12 protein-coding genes are annotated in these 15,352 nt (G+C 65.6%); 4 read left to right on the top strand and 8 right to left on the bottom strand.

Annotated features, from left to right (window positions below; translation table 11 throughout):
- Positions 1-165: 165 nt before the first annotated feature.
- Together BJF92_RS22150 and argE are read right to left on the bottom strand one after the other, a co-directional pair.
- The gene (locus BJF92_RS22150) at positions 166-549 is read right to left on the bottom strand and encodes a cupin domain-containing protein (protein ID WP_245294861.1); all 384 of its coding nucleotides are present in this window, start codon (positions 547-549) and stop codon (positions 166-168) included.
- Positions 550-721: 172 nt separating this feature from the next.
- Complete coding sequence (argE, locus tag BJF92_RS22145; protein ID WP_075636905.1) at positions 722-1,846, bottom strand: acetylornithine deacetylase; 1,125 nt, start codon at positions 1,844-1,846, stop codon at positions 722-724.
- Positions 1,847-2,208: 362 nt separating this feature from the next.
- On the opposite strand from argE, the gene BJF92_RS22140 reads away from it, so the two are divergent.
- Both BJF92_RS22140 and BJF92_RS22135 read left to right on the top strand, forming a co-directional pair.
- Positions 2,209-3,060 (top strand): GNAT family N-acetyltransferase, encoded by an 852-nt coding sequence (locus tag BJF92_RS22140; protein WP_075637031.1) that lies wholly within the window; start codon positions 2,209-2,211, stop codon positions 3,058-3,060.
- 234 nt (positions 3,061-3,294) lie between these two features.
- Positions 3,295-4,719: an aldehyde dehydrogenase family protein gene (locus BJF92_RS22135; RefSeq protein WP_075636904.1), complete on the top strand. Its 1,425-nt coding sequence runs from the start codon at positions 3,295-3,297 to the stop codon at positions 4,717-4,719.
- A 27-nt stretch (positions 4,720-4,746) separates the two neighbouring features.
- Here the strand turns inward: BJF92_RS22135 and BJF92_RS22130 are convergent, their stop codons facing one another.
- A complete protein-coding gene (locus tag BJF92_RS22130; RefSeq protein ID WP_075636903.1) occupies positions 4,747-5,658 on the bottom strand; it encodes a LysR family transcriptional regulator in 912 nt (303 codons plus the stop codon).
- A 90-nt stretch (positions 5,659-5,748) separates the two neighbouring features.
- On the opposite strand from BJF92_RS22130, the gene BJF92_RS22125 reads away from it, so the two are divergent.
- Positions 5,749-6,921 (top strand): alanine racemase, encoded by a 1,173-nt coding sequence (locus BJF92_RS22125; protein ID WP_075636902.1) that lies wholly within the window; start codon positions 5,749-5,751, stop codon positions 6,919-6,921.
- Positions 6,921-7,316 (top strand): RidA family protein, encoded by a 396-nt coding sequence (locus BJF92_RS22120; RefSeq protein ID WP_075636901.1) that lies wholly within the window; start codon positions 6,921-6,923, stop codon positions 7,314-7,316. Before BJF92_RS22125 ends, BJF92_RS22120 begins: the two co-directional genes overlap by 1 nt.
- On the opposite strand, the gene BJF92_RS22115 is transcribed toward BJF92_RS22120, so the two are convergent.
- The 5 genes from BJF92_RS22115 to uca form a co-directional block, all read right to left on the bottom strand.
- Positions 7,313-7,897: a hypothetical protein gene (locus BJF92_RS22115; protein ID WP_075636900.1), complete on the bottom strand. Its 585-nt coding sequence runs from the start codon at positions 7,895-7,897 to the stop codon at positions 7,313-7,315. The two genes, BJF92_RS22120 and BJF92_RS22115, sit on opposite strands and share 4 nt — an antisense overlap.
- A 21-nt stretch (positions 7,898-7,918) precedes the next feature.
- A complete protein-coding gene (locus BJF92_RS22110) occupies positions 7,919-8,419 on the bottom strand; it encodes a hypothetical protein (RefSeq protein WP_075636899.1) in 501 nt (166 codons plus the stop codon).
- Positions 8,409-9,476, bottom strand: a complete 1,068-nt coding sequence (locus BJF92_RS22105; RefSeq protein ID WP_075636898.1) for a DUF2252 family protein — start codon at positions 9,474-9,476, stop codon at positions 8,409-8,411. The genes BJF92_RS22110 and BJF92_RS22105 overlap by 11 nt, the downstream gene beginning before the upstream one ends.
- A 525-nt stretch (positions 9,477-10,001) precedes the next feature.
- On the bottom strand, positions 10,002-11,813 hold the full coding sequence (gene atzF, locus BJF92_RS22100; RefSeq protein ID WP_075636897.1) for an allophanate hydrolase: 1,812 nt from the start codon (positions 11,811-11,813) through the stop codon (positions 10,002-10,004).
- Positions 11,813-15,349, bottom strand: coding sequence for an urea carboxylase (gene uca, locus BJF92_RS22095; RefSeq protein ID WP_075636896.1), 3,537 nt, complete (start codon positions 15,347-15,349; stop codon positions 11,813-11,815). Before uca ends, atzF begins: the two co-directional genes overlap by 1 nt.
- Positions 15,350-15,352 lie beyond the last annotated feature (3 nt).

The following is a 15,352-nucleotide window of genomic DNA, read 5'->3' as shown; positions in this document are numbered from 1 at the left end:
GATGCCGCGCCGGGCGGAGCTGACGCGGCAAGCCTCGGGACGGATGTTAGAGCATCGGACCGAAAAGTGGGAACCGGTTTTCGGAAAAATCCGATGCAAAAACAAAAAGATAGAGCATCGCACTGAGTACTATTTTCACTCCGATGCTCTAGCAGGCGATCCCGCTCAGTTGACGACGACGTAGATCTTGCGCACGGTCTCGATCGTCTTCCACACGCCGGTGAAGCCGGGCTTCATCACGAAGCTGTCGCCCGCCTTGTAGATCACCGGCTCGCCGCCATCGGGGGTGATCTCGACGACGCCCGAGAGGATGTGGCAGAATTCGAAGACCTCCCCCTTGATCGATTTGGTCTCGCCGGGGGTCGCTTCCCAGACGCCCGAGAGCACCAGGCCGTCCTTGGCCTCGTCCATGGCCCAGGTCTTGAAGGCGGGCAGGCCGGCGATCAACCGTTCCGGCAGCGGGCCGGATTCGCGCGGGACGAAGCTCGGATTGGGGTCGAGCGTCTTGAGAAGGGACGCCTTGGAGACGGGCATGTCGAAGGGGGACATGGGAAAACCTCTTGGTGATCGGGATTGCTAGGGTCAGGACCTTTGGGATCGGTGCCGTCGGCCTAGAGCATCGGACTGAGAACAGTACTCAACGCGATGCTCTAGATTTTTGTTTTTGCATCAGATTTTTCCGAAAACCGGCTCCCACTTTTCAGTCCGATGCTCTAAAGCGTCAGGCCGCACAGCGGGCGCCGAGCGCCTCGATGAAGCGCTGGCAGGCGGCAAGCTCGCTTTCGAGAATGAATTCGTCGGGCTTGTGGGCGCGGCCGATATCGCCGGGGCCGCAGATCACGGCATCGACGCCTGCCGCCTGATAGAGGCCGGCCTCGGTTCCGTAGCTCACCGCGCCAAGCGGTGTCTGGCCGCTCAGCGCTGCAACGAGCCCGGCAAGCGGCCGGTCGGGGCCGAGCGCCAGTGCCGGATAGGCGCTCATCACGGTCCATTCCACCTGGAAGCCCTGGGCCTGCAGCGCCTCGGCCCGCGCACGGACCGGCGCCAGCAGGCCGGCGGGATCGATGCCGGCAATGGCGCGCGCTTCCAGCTCCAGCGTGCAGAGATCGGGAATGATGTTCAGCGCCTTGCCACCGGCGACCACGCCCGCCTGCAGCGAGGAATAGCGCGGCTCGAAAGCGGCGTCGAACGGGCCTTGGGCCAGCGCTGCGGCCTGCTCCACTGCCGCGTTCAGCACATCGGCCATGGCGTGGATGGCGTTCAGCCCGAGATCCGGCCGCGAGGAATGGCCGGCGCGGCCGCGCAGGCTGACCCGCGCCGCGGCCTTGCCCTTGTGCGCGAGCACGGCGCGCATATTGCTGGGCTCGCCGATGATGGCGCCGAGCGGCGGCGCGCAGAGATCGGGAAGCCGGGCGAGCAGATGCGGCACGCCTCGGCAGCCGGCCTCCTCGTCATAGGAAAAGGCGATGTGGATCGGCTGCTGGAGCCGCGCCGCCACAAGCTGGGGCACGGCGGCCAGAACGGTCGCGAGATAGCCCTTCATGTCCGTGGTGCCGCGCCCGGTCAGCCTTTCGCCATCGCGCTTCAGCTGGAAGGGCGCGCAGCTCCACTCGCTCGGCTCTGCGGGCACGACATCCATATGGCCGGAAAGGATATAGCCCGGCACATCCACAGGCCCGATCGTGGCGAAGAGATTGCTGCGGTCACCCTCCGGTCCGGGCAGAACGGTGACGGCCACGCCCTGCGCCGCGAGATAGGCGCGGATCCACGCGACGATCTCCGCGTTCGGTGTGCCGACGACGCTGGGAAAGGACACCAGCTTTTCAAGAATTTCGGTCGCGTTCATGACTTTCCCGGGAAACGGCAGCCCTTTTCGGGCCTTGTGTTCTGGCCGCCCGTGATGCGAACAGGCGGTGCTTCACAATGGCGGTTTTTGGCGGGATTGCGTGCCGAAGCTGCGTTGGTTTCGATCAAATGTTGCGTGGCCGTGGGCGTTTCGAGCAAATTCTGCGGCGGGCCGGCTTGTATGATCCCCTTGCTGTCCCGCATCCTTGCGGCAGCTGGTGCGTATCGCGCCTTACGGGCCACCGGTTTTGCGGTGACGCGATGGGCTAAAACAGATCATGGTCTGGTCGGGAACAGTTCGAGGATGGATCGGTGGCTGAGACGTTGAGGCCGAGCGAGAAGCTCCAGATTGATGCCTTCGCCATGGAGATCGGCGATGTCGCCGATGCCGATCTCGGGCAGCTGCATGCGCTGTCGATCTCCGTCGGCTGGCCGCATCGCGCCGAGGACTGGCAGTTTCTGCGCGCCGTGGGCAAGGGCGTGGTGGCGACCGACGAGATCGGCCGGATCATGGGATCGGCCATGTGGTTCCGCCAGTCGGCCGAACTGGCCACCATCGGCATGGTCATCACCTCGCCGCGCCTGCAGACGCAGGGCACGGGCCTCTGGCTGATGGAATATGCGCTCAAGGATCTTTCCGGCGTCGATCTGCGCCTCAACGCGACGCGCGCCGCCCAGCGCCTCTATCTCTCGCTCGGCTTCCGGCCGGACAAGACGGTCTACCAATGTCAGGGCACGGCGGCGCTCGCGCCGGAGCAGCCGCCGGTCCCGGGCGAGCTTCGCGCGCTGACGCCGGAGGATCTCGCCGCCGTGACGGCGCTCGATGCCAGAGCCTTCGGCGTGCCCCGCGCGGCGCTGCTGGAGCGGCTGTCCGCCCAGTCGCGCGGCTATGGGCTTTTTCGCGATCGGGCTCTCAAGGCCTTCTCGCTCTGCCGCCGGTTCGGCCGCGGCCATGTGGTCGGGCCGCTGGTCGCCTGCGGCGATGGCGATGCCATGGCCGTGCTTGCGCCGCATATCCGCGATCATCAGGGCCAGTTCCTGCGCCTCGACACGCATTTCGAGACGGGCGATTTCGCGCTGTTCGCGGTGCGCAGCGGCCTTGCCGTTTTCGATACAGTGCTGACCATGTCGCTCGGCCGGTCGCTCGCCGATTTCGCCTTGCCCGAACCCGATGCCCCCGTCACCTATTCGCTGGTGAGCCAGACGCTCGGCTAGCCTTTTCGCCAACACCGACATCAACACCATCGCCATTGGCCGCCGCGACGCCGCAGCGCCGGGGATGGCTGCTCACGGCCGGTCCGTCTGTGACGCTTAATACCAAAAGCCTTCGAGGCTAAGTTCAATCTTAACGATCTGTTTCACCACAGCCCTTTGCCGGCCCGTTCTTCTCTCGCCCGATCGTTGGCGAGGCAGGACAGAGCCGGCAGTTCCAGCGCAAGGACACATGCCATGATGGACCGAGAAAGCAGCTTCTATATCGACGGCGCATGGACCGATTTTGCTGATGTCACCCGTCTGCCCGTCGTCAATCCGGCGTCGGAACTGGTCACGGGCCACATTGCCGGCGGCAATGCCCGCCATGTGGACCTCGCGGTCATGGCCGCACGCAAGGCTTTCCCTGCCTTTGCCGGGATGCCGGTGAAAGACCGCATGGCGCTGCTCGACCGGATGCATCGCCTGCTTCTGGAGCGCGCCGAGCAATTCGCGGAGGCGCTGGTGCTGGAGATGGGCGTGGCGATCGGCTTTGCCCGCGCCGCGCAGGTCCCCTTCGCCGCCGAGCATATCCGCATCCAGAAGGAGCTGCTCGAAACCTATCGCTTTGTCATCGTAGAGGGAACCAAGGCGACGGCCAGGGAGGCGATCGGGGTCGCAGCGCTCATCACCCCCTGGAACTGGCCGCTCTACCAGATCACCGCCAAGGTGGCGCCGGCAATCGCGGCAGGCTGCACCATCGTGCTGAAGCCCAGCGAGCTTTCGCCCTATAGCGCGCTGCTGTTCGCGCAGCTGATGGAGGATGCGGGCGCGCCGGCCGGCGTGTTCAATCTGGTCAACGGCACCGGCGAGAGCGTGGGCGCCGCGCTGTCCAGCCATCCGGAGGTCGATATGATCTCGATCACCGGTTCCACCCGCGCCGGCGTTCTGGTGGCGCAGGCCGCCGCGCCGACGGTCAAGCGCGTGGTGCAGGAACTTGGCGGCAAGTCGCCGAACGTCTTCCTGGACGATGCGCATTTCGAGGAGGCCGTGCCGAAGGGCGTGCTGGCGGGTATGCGCAATGTCGGCCAGTCCTGCAGCGCGCCGACCCGGCTGCTGGTTCCCGCGCACCGGCTGGCTGAGGCGGAAGAGCTGGCGGCGAACACCGCACGCGCCTTCATCGTCGGCGATCCGCGCGATCCGCAGACGACCATGGGGCCGATCGCCAACCGCGCCCAGTTCGATCGGGTGCAGACCATGATCCAGGCTGGCCTCGATGATGGCGCCAAGCTTCTCTGCGGCGGCCTTGGCCGGCCGAACGGGCTGAATGGCGGCTTTTTCACGCAGCCGACGATCTTCTCCGAGGTGACGCCCACCATGCGCATCGCGCGCGAGGAAATCTTCGGGCCCGTGCTCTGCATCATGCCCTATCGCGACGAGGAGGAAGCGGTCGCCATCGCCAATGATACGGTCTATGGCCTCGGCGCTCATGTCCAGTCGGCGAGCCGGGAGCGGGCGCGCAAGGTCGCCGCGCGCATCCGCTCCGGCCAGGTCCACATCAACTATCCCGCCTGGGACGGAACGGCAGCCTTTGGCGGCTACAAGCAATCCGGCAATGGCCGCGAATATGGGGTCTATGGCTTCGAGGAATATCTCGAGACCAAATCCATTCTCGGCTATTGATGGCATCGCGCATGGGCCGGGACGAACTCAGCCCATGCTCTGCCAGGGCAGGGGCTTGAGCGACTGGCGCAGCAGGGAGAGAAAGGCCGTGGTGCGCGCGCTGCGGCCATGGCGCGCGCCGAGCAGGGCGACGATATCGGCTGAGGGCAGCCGCCAGCCGGGAAGCACTTGCCGCAGCCGGCCGGCCGCGAGATCCTCCACCACGTTCCATTCGGAGCGGATCATGATGCCCTGATCGGCCAGCGCCCATTCCCGGATGACGGCACCGTCATTGCTCGCCATGGTCGGGGTCACGCGCACCGTCGCGTTCTCCCCGTCCGGCCCGGTGAAACGCCAGAGCGTGACATCCTCCTCGTTCTCGCGAATGGCGAGGCACCGATGGCGCGCCAGATCGGCCGGGGAGAGGATGGGCGCCGCACGCGCGAGATAGCCGGGGCTGGCGCAGAGCAGCCGGTGGTTCGGCGCAAGCGTGGTCACCAGCTGGTCCATCGGCCCTGGCGCGCCGATATGGACGACCACATCATAGCTTTCGATCAGAAGCGCCGCCGGATGGTCGGAGAGCTGCAGGCTGGCCGTGGCGCCCGGATGCGCCCGCGCGAAGGCCTCCACCACCGGCGCGACATAAAGCCGGCCGAAACCATGGGGTGCCGCGACCCGCAAATGGCCGCGCACCGCGCCGCGGCGGTCGGCCAGCGCCTCGCCCAGCACCTCGATCGCGGCGCTGACGATGGCCCCTTGCGAGGCCACCAGCGAGCCTTCCTCCGTCAGCACCAGCCGCCGCCCGGAGCGGTCGATCAGCCGCACGCCCACCTTTTCCTCCAGCGCGCGCAGGCGCTGCGTCACCGCCGGTGGCGTTACATTGAGCTTGCGCGCGCTCTCGGCCAGCGACCTCGATTGCGCGAGCACGGCAAAGAAGGCGAGATCGTCCGACGTGATCATTAAGCCTGGCCTCACTGAAGCATTCAAGGATCGTTAATTTTCATCTTTGCGCTTTGGCGGCAAGATCTGTGTCGAACGGAGATCGGTTTGATGGACCACGCCATGATGGAAACGGCTGCCGAAACGGCAACGCGCCTCGAAACCCTGCAAACGCCCTGCCTTGTTCTGGATGCCGACAAGATGGAGCGCAACATTGCCCGGCTGCGGCACCGGCTGGACGGGCTCGGCGTGTCGCTGCGCCCGCATCTCAAGACGGCCAAGTCGGTCGAGGTGGCGCGCCGCGTCATGACCACCCCGCAGGGCCCGGCCACCGTCTCGACGCTCAAGGAAGCCGAGCAGTTCGCCGCGGCAGGCGTGCGCGACATTGTTTACGCCGTCGGCATCACGCCCTCCAAGCTCGGGCGCGTTCAGGCGCTGCGGGCGCAGGGCGTCGATCTCGTCGTCATCCTCGACACTGTCGAGCAGGCCCGCATGGTCGCGGCCGCCTCGCTGGCGTCTGGACATCCGATCCCGGCCATGATCGAGATCGATTGCGACGGTCACCGCTCGGGCGTCGCGCCGGGTAATGCCGCGCGGCTTGTGGAGATCGGCGAGGCGCTCTCGGCAGGCGGCGCGCTGCGCGGGGTGATGACCCATGCCGGCGACAGCTACAAGGGCGGCGGCGACGCCGCGCAGCAGCTTTATGCCGAGGCCGAGCGGGCCGCCGTGGTGGAAGCGGCGACGCTTCTGCGCAAGGCCGGCCTGTCCTGCCCCATCGTCAGCGTCGGCTCGACGCCCACCGCGCATCATGCGGCCGACCTCACGGGCGTGACGGAAGTGCGCGCCGGCGTCTTCGTCTTCTTCGATCTGGTCATGGCCGGCATCGGCATCTGCCAGGTCGACGACATTGCCTTGAGCGTCATGGCCACCGTCATCGGGCACCAGCGCGAAAAGGGCTGGATCATCACCGATGGCGGCTGGATGTCGCTCTCGCGCGACCGCGGCACCGCGAAACAGGCGGTGGACCAGGGCTATGGCCTGGTCTGCGATCTCGACGGCGCGCTTTATCCCGACATCATCGTCGCCGACGCCAATCAGGAGCACGGCATTCTCGCCGTGCGCCCGGGCTCCGGCGCCATGCTGCCCGATCTCGCCGTCGGCGACCGCGTGCGCATCCTGCCGAACCATGCCTGCGCCACCGGCGCGCAGCACGAGGCCTATCACGTCGTGCGCGGATCCTCGCATCAGGTGGAAGCGCGCTGGTCGCGGTTTGGAGGCTGGTAATGTCGATGAAGACCGATATCGAGACCACCAAAGCCCCGGCGCCCGCCGGACATTATGTTCAGGCCAGGATCGCCGGCGGCCATGTCTATATTTCCGGCCAGCTCCCCATCCGCGCAGATGGCACGCCGCTCGCTGACGGAGGTTTCGAGACGCAGGCCGGTCAGGCGATCGACAATATGCTGGCGATCCTTGAGGCCGCTGGCGGGACGCCGGCCGATCTCGTCCGCGTCACGGCCTATATCGTCGGAGTCGGCAACTGGCCGCGCTTCAACAGGATCTATGCCGAGCGCCTGAAGGAGGCACGGCCGGCGCGCACCGTCGTTCCCGTGCCGGAGCTGCATTACGGCTATCTGGTCGAGATCGATGCGATCGCGGTGATCAACGATAAGGCCTAGCTTATGGGGCGCCAGCGCCGCCAGGCCCGGTAGAGAAAATAGCCGGTCAAAACTGGCCAGAAAACATGACCCCAGGACTGTACGATCTGAGGTTCTATATAATAAGGCGAACCTTTGTTTAGTGCTTGGGTTCCGCTCATGCAGTGGAAGATCTGGTTTACGCCGGGCGTACTTGTCCAAAGGAAATCATAATGCGGTCGCGTCGCGCATAAAGCCTCCGGCGCGAGTTCGATGAAGTATTGGGCCGAGAGGAAGAAGGTCAGGATTGTGATCCCCAGAAAGAGACCGCCAAGACGGACGATTTCTCGAGACGGCCGCTCGGCGCTTTGGATCGGCCTTGCTGTTGTCTGATACCAGAAGTAGGCCGCCAGAAGGGTGGCGGCGATGGGGCCGAAAACGATAAGATAGACGGCATTTAGCTGAAACGGTACGAATTGCCCGACGAATGGAAGCTTTCCGTCAAACTGCGTCGGTGCGCGGGACGCGACACAGGCGATCAGCAGCAGTGCCACGCCGATGGCGGCCGAACGAAAGATCGGATCTTTCGCTTTCTCTGGCGTTTGAGCAACACTTGTTGTCATCACATGCTCCCCTTTGCGGCCTCAGCGGCACAGCTTCGCAATCTGCGAGCTCATTCCGTCTTGCAGAGACTTTTCGATGGACCTTGCAAGCAGATCCACCGCGCTCTTGAAGCTGCCCCCCGTTTCCAGGATATGGGCTTCCAATTGCGCGATCTCGCAGCTTTGCAGATCAAAGGCGGCCTCGACGTGAATCTTGGCACTGGCATCGCTGTGCAGGAAGGCTTGCTCAGAGGTCTTGCAGGCCAGCAATCCGATCAGCTTTGCGTGGCCCTTATGGCCGTCTGCGGACAGTTGAAACGTATCGATCCGGACTTCCTCGACGTTGTCGATCCCGATCGGGGTAAAGCCGATATTGACCTTCAAGGCCTTGCAGGGTTCAGCCTCGCGCACCGCTCGCTCAAGAACAGTCTCCGCCTTAGCCGGCACGGTGGCGGCAAGCGCGATCACGGCGACCAGAAGGACGCCGAAACGCAAAGGGAGCGTGTCTTTCGCCAGGCTGCGGCCATCGGGATCAATCGCCATCTTTGAATGTATCCCACTCTTTCACCGTCCATTTTGCGACGCGGTGAATGGTGTCTGCGAGCCAGCCCTCGGGTCGGCCCCGCAGATCGTCGCTGATCGCCTTCACCTCACCGTCGGCGGCATGGATCGCGGCGAGCTCCCTGGCCATGGCCGCGATCAGTTTGACTTTCAGCTTCGGTTTGATCTCGCTGAAGGTGAGTTTGCGGTTGTTGGGCGCCAGGCGGCGCAGGACGAAGGCATCCTCATAGCGCAGCGTCGGATCGGGCGAACGAAAGCGGCCGGTGGCAAGGTGTTTCGCGAGACCTGGCTGTTCTCTCCCTTGCCAGCAGGATGGCATTGCACCCTTGATCTCGACGGCGAGCGCACCCCCGCGATAGGTGCTGAAGGCGACGAAGCGCGGGCGTCCGAGGCTGCCGACGCCGGCCTGACGGTGACGGAACCGCGGGTGAGTGGTCCCGCCCGGCAGCGCCGCCAGAAGGGATGCCTCGAACTCCGGCGGAATGGCCTCGTGATCATCGAGCGCCTCAAGCTTCTCCCAGAACTGCGCGCGCTCCTCGCTGCCGTTCTCGAACAGATCGCGCAGCCAAAGGTGCCGGTCCTCGAGCACGAAAGGCGCCGGCATCGCAAGTCCCTCTTGATAGGCGGAAAGAAGATTGTCAGCCACGCTCGCGGCATCACCATCATCGCTGATGCCATCGTCGTCCATTATCAGGCTGGCGCCGAGGCGAACGAGGTCAAGGGGATAGGGCAGGCGCGCCGCTTCGTCGTAATCATTCACGCCCCAGACCAGCCGGAACTGCGCATCCCGCCACAGGCCGAAATTGCCGGCATGAGCATCACCGACCGAGCCGGCACGCGGTGCATCGACCAGATCGGGGCAGAGCGATGGCGCTGCTTCTGCCCAGCGCCAGCAGGTGCCGCGCAAAAACTTGAAGGCGCTCTTGCGCATCTTCTTATGCTTCAGTTTCAGATCGTCACGGTTCAGCGCCGGGCCAAATTGCTTGGCCAATGACGCTTCATAGCTTGCGATCGATGTTTTCAGATCTGGAAGGGTCATGCCAGCAGAGGACTCCCCATGATGAAGAAAGCGCACGGGCGACGGTTCGAGGATATCCTCGGCCGGGTCATGTCTGAAAGGGCGACACAGGTATCGGGCAGTGCAAGACACAGTGACGCGCCCTGCTCTGCGTCTGCTACTTCAGATGGAACGTGAATAATTCGATTAATGCTACGTTAAATTGTGATCTCTTGACAAGAGGCTTTAGTAGAGATTCTTGGGAAAGGGGAGGCGAATAAAGGAACGGCTGTTCACACGCTTGCTGAGCCTGAATATGGTGACGGTGACGCCATGCAGCAAAACAATGACTTGAAGCACGGCAAGCAACTCTTGAAACGTGCGACAGGCTCTGGATCGCGGCTGCTATGCCCTGGAACAGGCGCTGTCTTCGTCATCGCTGGAGGCTGCCGCTAATCATCCCGGGTCGTAAGACAACACATTCCCGGCGAGCGAGGCGATGCCGCGCGACAAGGGTCGGGGACGAGGCCGGAAGGCGCTCGGTTGCGGCGCCTTCCGGCCTTCCACTCAGCCCTGCTTCTTCAGCGTGTCGATATAGGCGCGCCAGCCGCCCAGCTCCGTTATCTCGCGCGCGCCGTCCACGGCATGCGCTTCGCAGAGGAAGCCGGAGACCTGGGTGTTGTCGTCGAGGGTGACCTTGCCGATGCCGAGGGGTGCGGGGATGTTCTGGACGAAACGGCCGAAGGCCCCGGGCGTCACCTTCCAGACTTCGACGGCAAGTCCCGGCCCTGCGAAACCCGGGGTGCGGATCAGGCCGGGTTTTGGCGGCGTGGTGTTCGGCAGAACGAACAGGCGGTAGTCGGCCGCCGTGCGGCAGGTCTTCACCAGCTGTCCGCCCGGGCCGGTCAGCTCGTGGTTCAGCGGCATGCCGGTCAGATGCGCGCCGACCACGACGATCGGAACCAGCCCATCCTCCGGCTCCGCCACTTTGGAGGCTTCGGGCAGTGCCACGGTCTTTTCGCGGCCCATGCCGACGGCGAGCGCGCGGTGCAGGGTGTCGGCAAAGGGAGCGAGCGCATCATCGCTGAAGGCTGGGCCGAACAGCGTCACGCCGGCCGGCAGGTGATCCTCGGCGTCGAAGCCGGCGGGAATGGCGATCGCCGCATAGCCGAACAGATTGGCGAAGTTGGTGTAGCGGCCGAAATGGCCGTTCCTGGCGATCGGATCGGCCAGCATGGCTTCCACCGTGTAGGTGGTGGGCGCGGTCGGCAGCATCAGCATGTCGAGCCCTGCCCATTCGGCGCGCGTCTTCTGGCGCAGGGCCTCCAGCCGGTAGAGCCCCTCGAAAGCCGCGACGGCATCATAGTGCGTGGCGCCTGATATGATCGTGCGCACCGTCGGGTCGAAATCATCCGCGTTGGAGACGAGGAAATCCTTGACCGCCGCAAGACGCTCGGCCACCCAGGGGCCGTTATAGAGCAGCTCAGCCGCCTGCCGGAACGGGGCATAGTCGAACGGCACGATCTCGGCGCCCAGCGCCTTCGCCTTTTCGATGGCGGCATCGTAGAGCGCCTCATAGGCGGCGTTGCCGTAGAACTCGCGCTCGGCGCCCGCGAGAACGCCGATCCTGAGGCCGGAGGCAGGCAGGGTGGCGGGTTTTGCCGGTCTGGAGAAGGGATCTGCGGCGTCGTAGCCATCCATCACCTTGCGCACCGCCACGCCGTCGCCCACCGTCCCGGCAAAGACGGTGACGACATCGACCGAGCGGCAGGCCGGCACCACGCCGACATTCGGCACCAGCCCCGGCGTCGGCTTGATGCCGACGAGATTGTTGAAGGCCGCCGGCACGCGGCCCGAACCGGCCGTGTCCGTTCCCAGCGCGAAGCTCGCCAGCCCCGAAGCGACGGCGACGGCCGAGCCGGAGGAGGAGCCGCCGGAGACATAGGCGCTGTCGAACACCGAGCGCGGCGCGCCATAGGGCGAGCGCGTGCCGTTGAGACCGGTGGCGAACTGGTCGAGATTGGTCTTGCCGATGACGAGCGCGCCGGCCGCCTTCAGCCGGGCGATCACCGTCGCATCCTCTGTCGGGTGATAGAGGAAGGCCGGGCAGGCGGCCGTGGTCGGCAGGCCAGACACGTCGATATTGTCCTTGACCGCGAAGGGCACGCCCCAGAGCGGCAGGCTGTTCGCCTCCGGCGCGCGGGCGAGAAGATCGTGGGCCGCAGCACGCAGCTCGTCCGCCGGGGTCGGCGTGATGAAGATCGCCGGGTCGGCGGCGGCGGCGATGCGCGCGAGCACCTCCTCCACCAGGTCGAGCGGCGTCAGGCCGCCGGCATAGGCGGCCTTCAGCGAAGCGAGATCGAGAAAGGCGGGAAACATCAGAGATCCTCCAGAACGACCAGCACGTCGCCGGCCTTGACGGTGCGCCCCGGCCCGGCGCGCAGGTCGCGAACGCGGCCGGGCGCATGGGCGTTGACGGTGATTTCCATTTTCATGGATTCGATGATGGCCAGCGTCTGCCCGGCCTCCACCTTCTGGCCTTCCTCGACCAGCACTTTCCAGACATTGCCAGGCACGGCGCTTTCCACGCCGAAGCAGCCCTCGGGCAGATCGCCACCGAGCCCCATGCCGCCGCCTTCGTCCACCACGAAGCTGTCGAGCCCCTGTTCCTTCCAGCGTCGGCGCTCGGCCTCAAAGGCGGCCTGCTGCTGCGCCTTGAACAGGCCGATGCTGTCCGCATGGCAGACAAGCTCCGCCTGATAGGCCTGATAGGAGAATTCTCCCTCCTCGATGCGGATGGGATAGCCGCCATGCGGGAAGGCGGCGCGCGCCTCGGTCAGCTCCTGGTGATCGACCGGGAAGAAGCGGATCTGGTCGAAGAAATCGAGCAGCCAGGGCTTGTCTCTGCCGAATTCGGGCGTCTGCCGCCAAGTGTTCCACATCTGGATGGTGCGGCCGAAGAGCTGATAGCCGCCCGGCCCCTCCATGCCGTAGACGCACATATAGGCGCCGCCGATGCCCACCGCGTTTTCCGGCGTCCAGGTGCGGGCCGGATTGTACTTGGTCGTCACCAGCCGGTGACGCGGATCGAGCGGGGTCGCCACCGGCGCGCCGAGATAGACATCGCCGAGGCCCATGACCAGATATGAGGCATCGAAGATCGTCTGCCGCACGGCCTGTTCGTCGGCCAAGCCGTTGATACGGCGGATGAACTCGATATTGTCGGGGCACCAGGGCGCATTGGCGCGCACCAGCTCCTGATATTTGCGCATGGCCAGCGCCGCATCCGGATCGTTCCAGGACAGCGGCAGCCAGACCGTGCGGCTCGGCACCTTCACCTGGTCCACCGATGGCATCGCGTCCTCGATCTCCTTCAGAAGGCCAAGCAGCCGGGTGCGGGCGAGGCTGGAGCCGTCATAATGGATCTGCAGCGAGCGGATGCCGGGGGTGAGGTCGATCAGGCCGGGCAGCTTGGCCGCCTTCACCGCCTGCATCAGCAGATGCGCGCGCAACCGAAGCCCGACATCGAGCTGCATCGACCCGTATTCGACCAGAAGATTGTCGTCGCCCTGGCGGCGATAGACCACCGGAACCGCGCCGTCCTCGCGCTTGCCGATCACAGGCGAGCCGGCCGTCTCGCCGATGCCGTGCACGGCAGGCCCCGCCACCGGGTCCGCGGCGCGCGCGACAGGATGGAAGCGAATCCTGTCGCCCGGCTTGAACTGGCCCATCTTCCACTGCTCGTCCTGAGCGATCACCGCCGGGCAGACGAAGCCGCCGAGCGAGGGGCCGTCGGGGCCGAGGATGATCGGCATGTCGCCGGTAAAGTCGATCGCGCCGATGGCATAGGCGTTGTCATGCAGGTTGGAGGGGTGCAGCCCCGCCTCGCCGCCATCGGTGCGCGCCCATTTCGGGGCAGGGCCGATCAGGCGCACGCCGGTGCGGGCCGAGTTGAAATGCACCTCGTACTCGGTCGAAAACAGCGTTTCGATGTCCTCGTCGAGGAAGAAATCCGGGGCGCCATGCGGGCCATAGAGCACGCCGACGGACCATTCGCGCGCGATCGCGGCCGGTGCGTCGGCGGGCTGCACCTCCTGCTGTGGCGCGCGGGCGAGGCGCAGCACATGGCCGGCGCGCAGCGTGCCGGTGGCGTTTCCGCCGAACTGCCCCAGCCCGAAGGTGGCGCGCGAACCGAGCACGACGGGCGCATCGAAACCGCCGGCCACCGCCAGATAGGCGCGCTGTCCGGCGCCCTGGATGGCGCCGATCGCCAGCACCTGTCCAGCCTTCACCGCAACAGGCGTCCCATGCGGCACGGGCGCACCATCAAGTGTCATCGGCATCTCGGCGCCGGCCAGCGCCACCGTCACATCCGAAAACACCTTCAGCATCGGCCCGGAGACGGTCAGTTCCAGCGCGGCCGTGTGGTCGTGATTGCCGACCAGGCGGTTGGCATGGCGGAAGGAGCGTTCGTCCATCGGCCCGCTCGGCGGCACGCCGACATGCCACAGGCCGAGACGGCCGGGCAGTTCCTGCAGGCTCGACTGCGCACCGGGGGCGATCACCTCCACCACCTCGGGCACGAAGGCGAAATCCTTCAGCGCCGTCGTCGCCACATCGCCGCTGCCGAACAGATCGGAGGCCGCAATCGCCCTGAGATAATCGAGATTGGTCTCGATGCCGAAGATGGAGGTCTCGGCCAGCGCCGCCTTCAGCCTGGCGATGGCGGCATCCCGGTTCTCGTCCGCAACGATGATCTTGGCGAGCATGGGATCGTAGAAGGGTGTCACCTCCGTGCCGGTCTCGATCCAGCCATCGATGCGGGCATCGTCGGGAAAGGTCACCTCGGTCAGCAGGCCGGCGCTCGGGCGGAAATCGGCATGCGGCATTTCCGCATAGAGGCGCGCCTCGATGGCAGCGCCCTTCGGGGTCAGGTTTTCCTTGCCGGTCAGCACGTCCTCGCCGGCTGCCTGGCGGATCATCCATTCCACCAGATCGATGCCGAACACGGCTTCCGTCACCGGATGCTCCACCTGCAGACGGGTGTTGACCTCAAGGAAATAGAAGGCCTCGCGGGCAGGATCGTAGATGAATTCCACCGTGCCGGCGGAGGCATAATGCACCTTGCTGCCGAGAGAGACGGCGGCGGCGTGTAATTCGCGGCGCACCCTGTCCGTCAGGCCGGGCGCCGGCGTTTCCTCGATCACCTTCTGGTTGCGGCGCTGCAGCGAGCAGTCGCGCTCGCCAAGCGCGATCACCCGGCCCGCGCCATCGCCGAAGATCTGCACTTCGACATGGCGCGCCTTGGCCACGAAGCGCTCGAGATAGACGCGGGCATCGCCGAAGCTCGCGCGCGCCGTGCGCTGCACGCTCTCGAAGGCGGCTTTGAGCGCTGTCGCATCGGCGCAGAGCTGCATGCCGATGCCGCCGCCGCCGGCGGTGGATTTCAGCATGACCGGATAGCCGACCGTTTCGGCCGCCGCCAGCGCCTCTTCCACCGAGGCCAGCAGGTCGGAGCCGGGCAGAAGCGGCACGCCGCTGGCCTTTGCCAGTTCGCGCGCCGTGTGCTTCAGCCCGAAATCGGCAATGTTTTCCGGCTTCGGCCCGATGAAGGCGATGCCCTCGGCCTTCAGCCGCTCGGCAAAGCCGATATTTTCGGAGAGGAAGCCATAGCCGGGATGGACGGCCTCGGCCCCGGTCGCCTTGCAGGCGGCGATCACGGCGTCAATATTCAGATAGCTTTCACTGGCCGGCGCCGGGCCGAGCCGCACGGCTTCGTCCGCCAGGCGCGTGGCCATGGCGAAGCGGTCGGCGTCGGAATAGACCGCGACGGAGGCAATGCCCATCCGGCGCAGCGTCTTGATGACGCGCACGGCGATTTCGCCGCGATTGGCGATGAGAACTTTCCTGAACATGGC

This window comes from Xaviernesmea rhizosphaerae (assembly GCF_001938945.1).
Lineage (GTDB): Bacteria > Pseudomonadota > Alphaproteobacteria > Rhizobiales > Rhizobiaceae > Xaviernesmea > Xaviernesmea rhizosphaerae.
This window is presented reverse-complemented; position numbering and strand designations above follow the sequence as displayed.

Bases quoted from the DNA above. Each gene is read 5' to 3' on its own strand.
- atzF (WP_075636897.1), bottom strand. From the start codon at position 11,813: ATGTTTCCCGCCTTTCTCGATCTCGCTTCGCTGAAGGCCGCCTATGCC.
- BJF92_RS22115 (WP_075636900.1), bottom strand. From the start codon at position 7,897: ATGACAACAAGTGTTGCTCAAACGCCAGAGAAAGCGAAAGATCCGATC.
- BJF92_RS22140 (WP_075637031.1), top strand. From the start codon at position 2,209: ATGGAGATCGGCGATGTCGCCGATGCCGATCTCGGGCAGCTGCATGCG.
- BJF92_RS22150 (WP_245294861.1), bottom strand. From the start codon at position 549: ATGTCCCCCTTCGACATGCCCGTCTCCAAGGCGTCCCTTCTCAAGACG.
- BJF92_RS22125 (WP_075636902.1), top strand. From the start codon at position 5,749: ATGGACCACGCCATGATGGAAACGGCTGCCGAAACGGCAACGCGCCTC.
- BJF92_RS22135 (WP_075636904.1), top strand. From the start codon at position 3,295: ATGATGGACCGAGAAAGCAGCTTCTATATCGACGGCGCATGGACCGAT.
- BJF92_RS22130 (WP_075636903.1), bottom strand. From the start codon at position 5,658: ATGATCACGTCGGACGATCTCGCCTTCTTTGCCGTGCTCGCGCAATCG.
- BJF92_RS22105 (WP_075636898.1), bottom strand. From the start codon at position 9,476: ATGACCCTTCCAGATCTGAAAACATCGATCGCAAGCTATGAAGCGTCA.
- uca (WP_075636896.1), bottom strand. From the start codon at position 15,349: ATGTTCAGGAAAGTTCTCATCGCCAATCGCGGCGAAATCGCCGTGCGC.
- BJF92_RS22110 (WP_075636899.1), bottom strand. From the start codon at position 8,419: ATGGCGATTGATCCCGATGGCCGCAGCCTGGCGAAAGACACGCTCCCT.
- BJF92_RS22120 (WP_075636901.1), top strand. From the start codon at position 6,921: ATGTCGATGAAGACCGATATCGAGACCACCAAAGCCCCGGCGCCCGCC.
- argE (WP_075636905.1), bottom strand. From the start codon at position 1,846: ATGAACGCGACCGAAATTCTTGAAAAGCTGGTGTCCTTTCCCAGCGTC.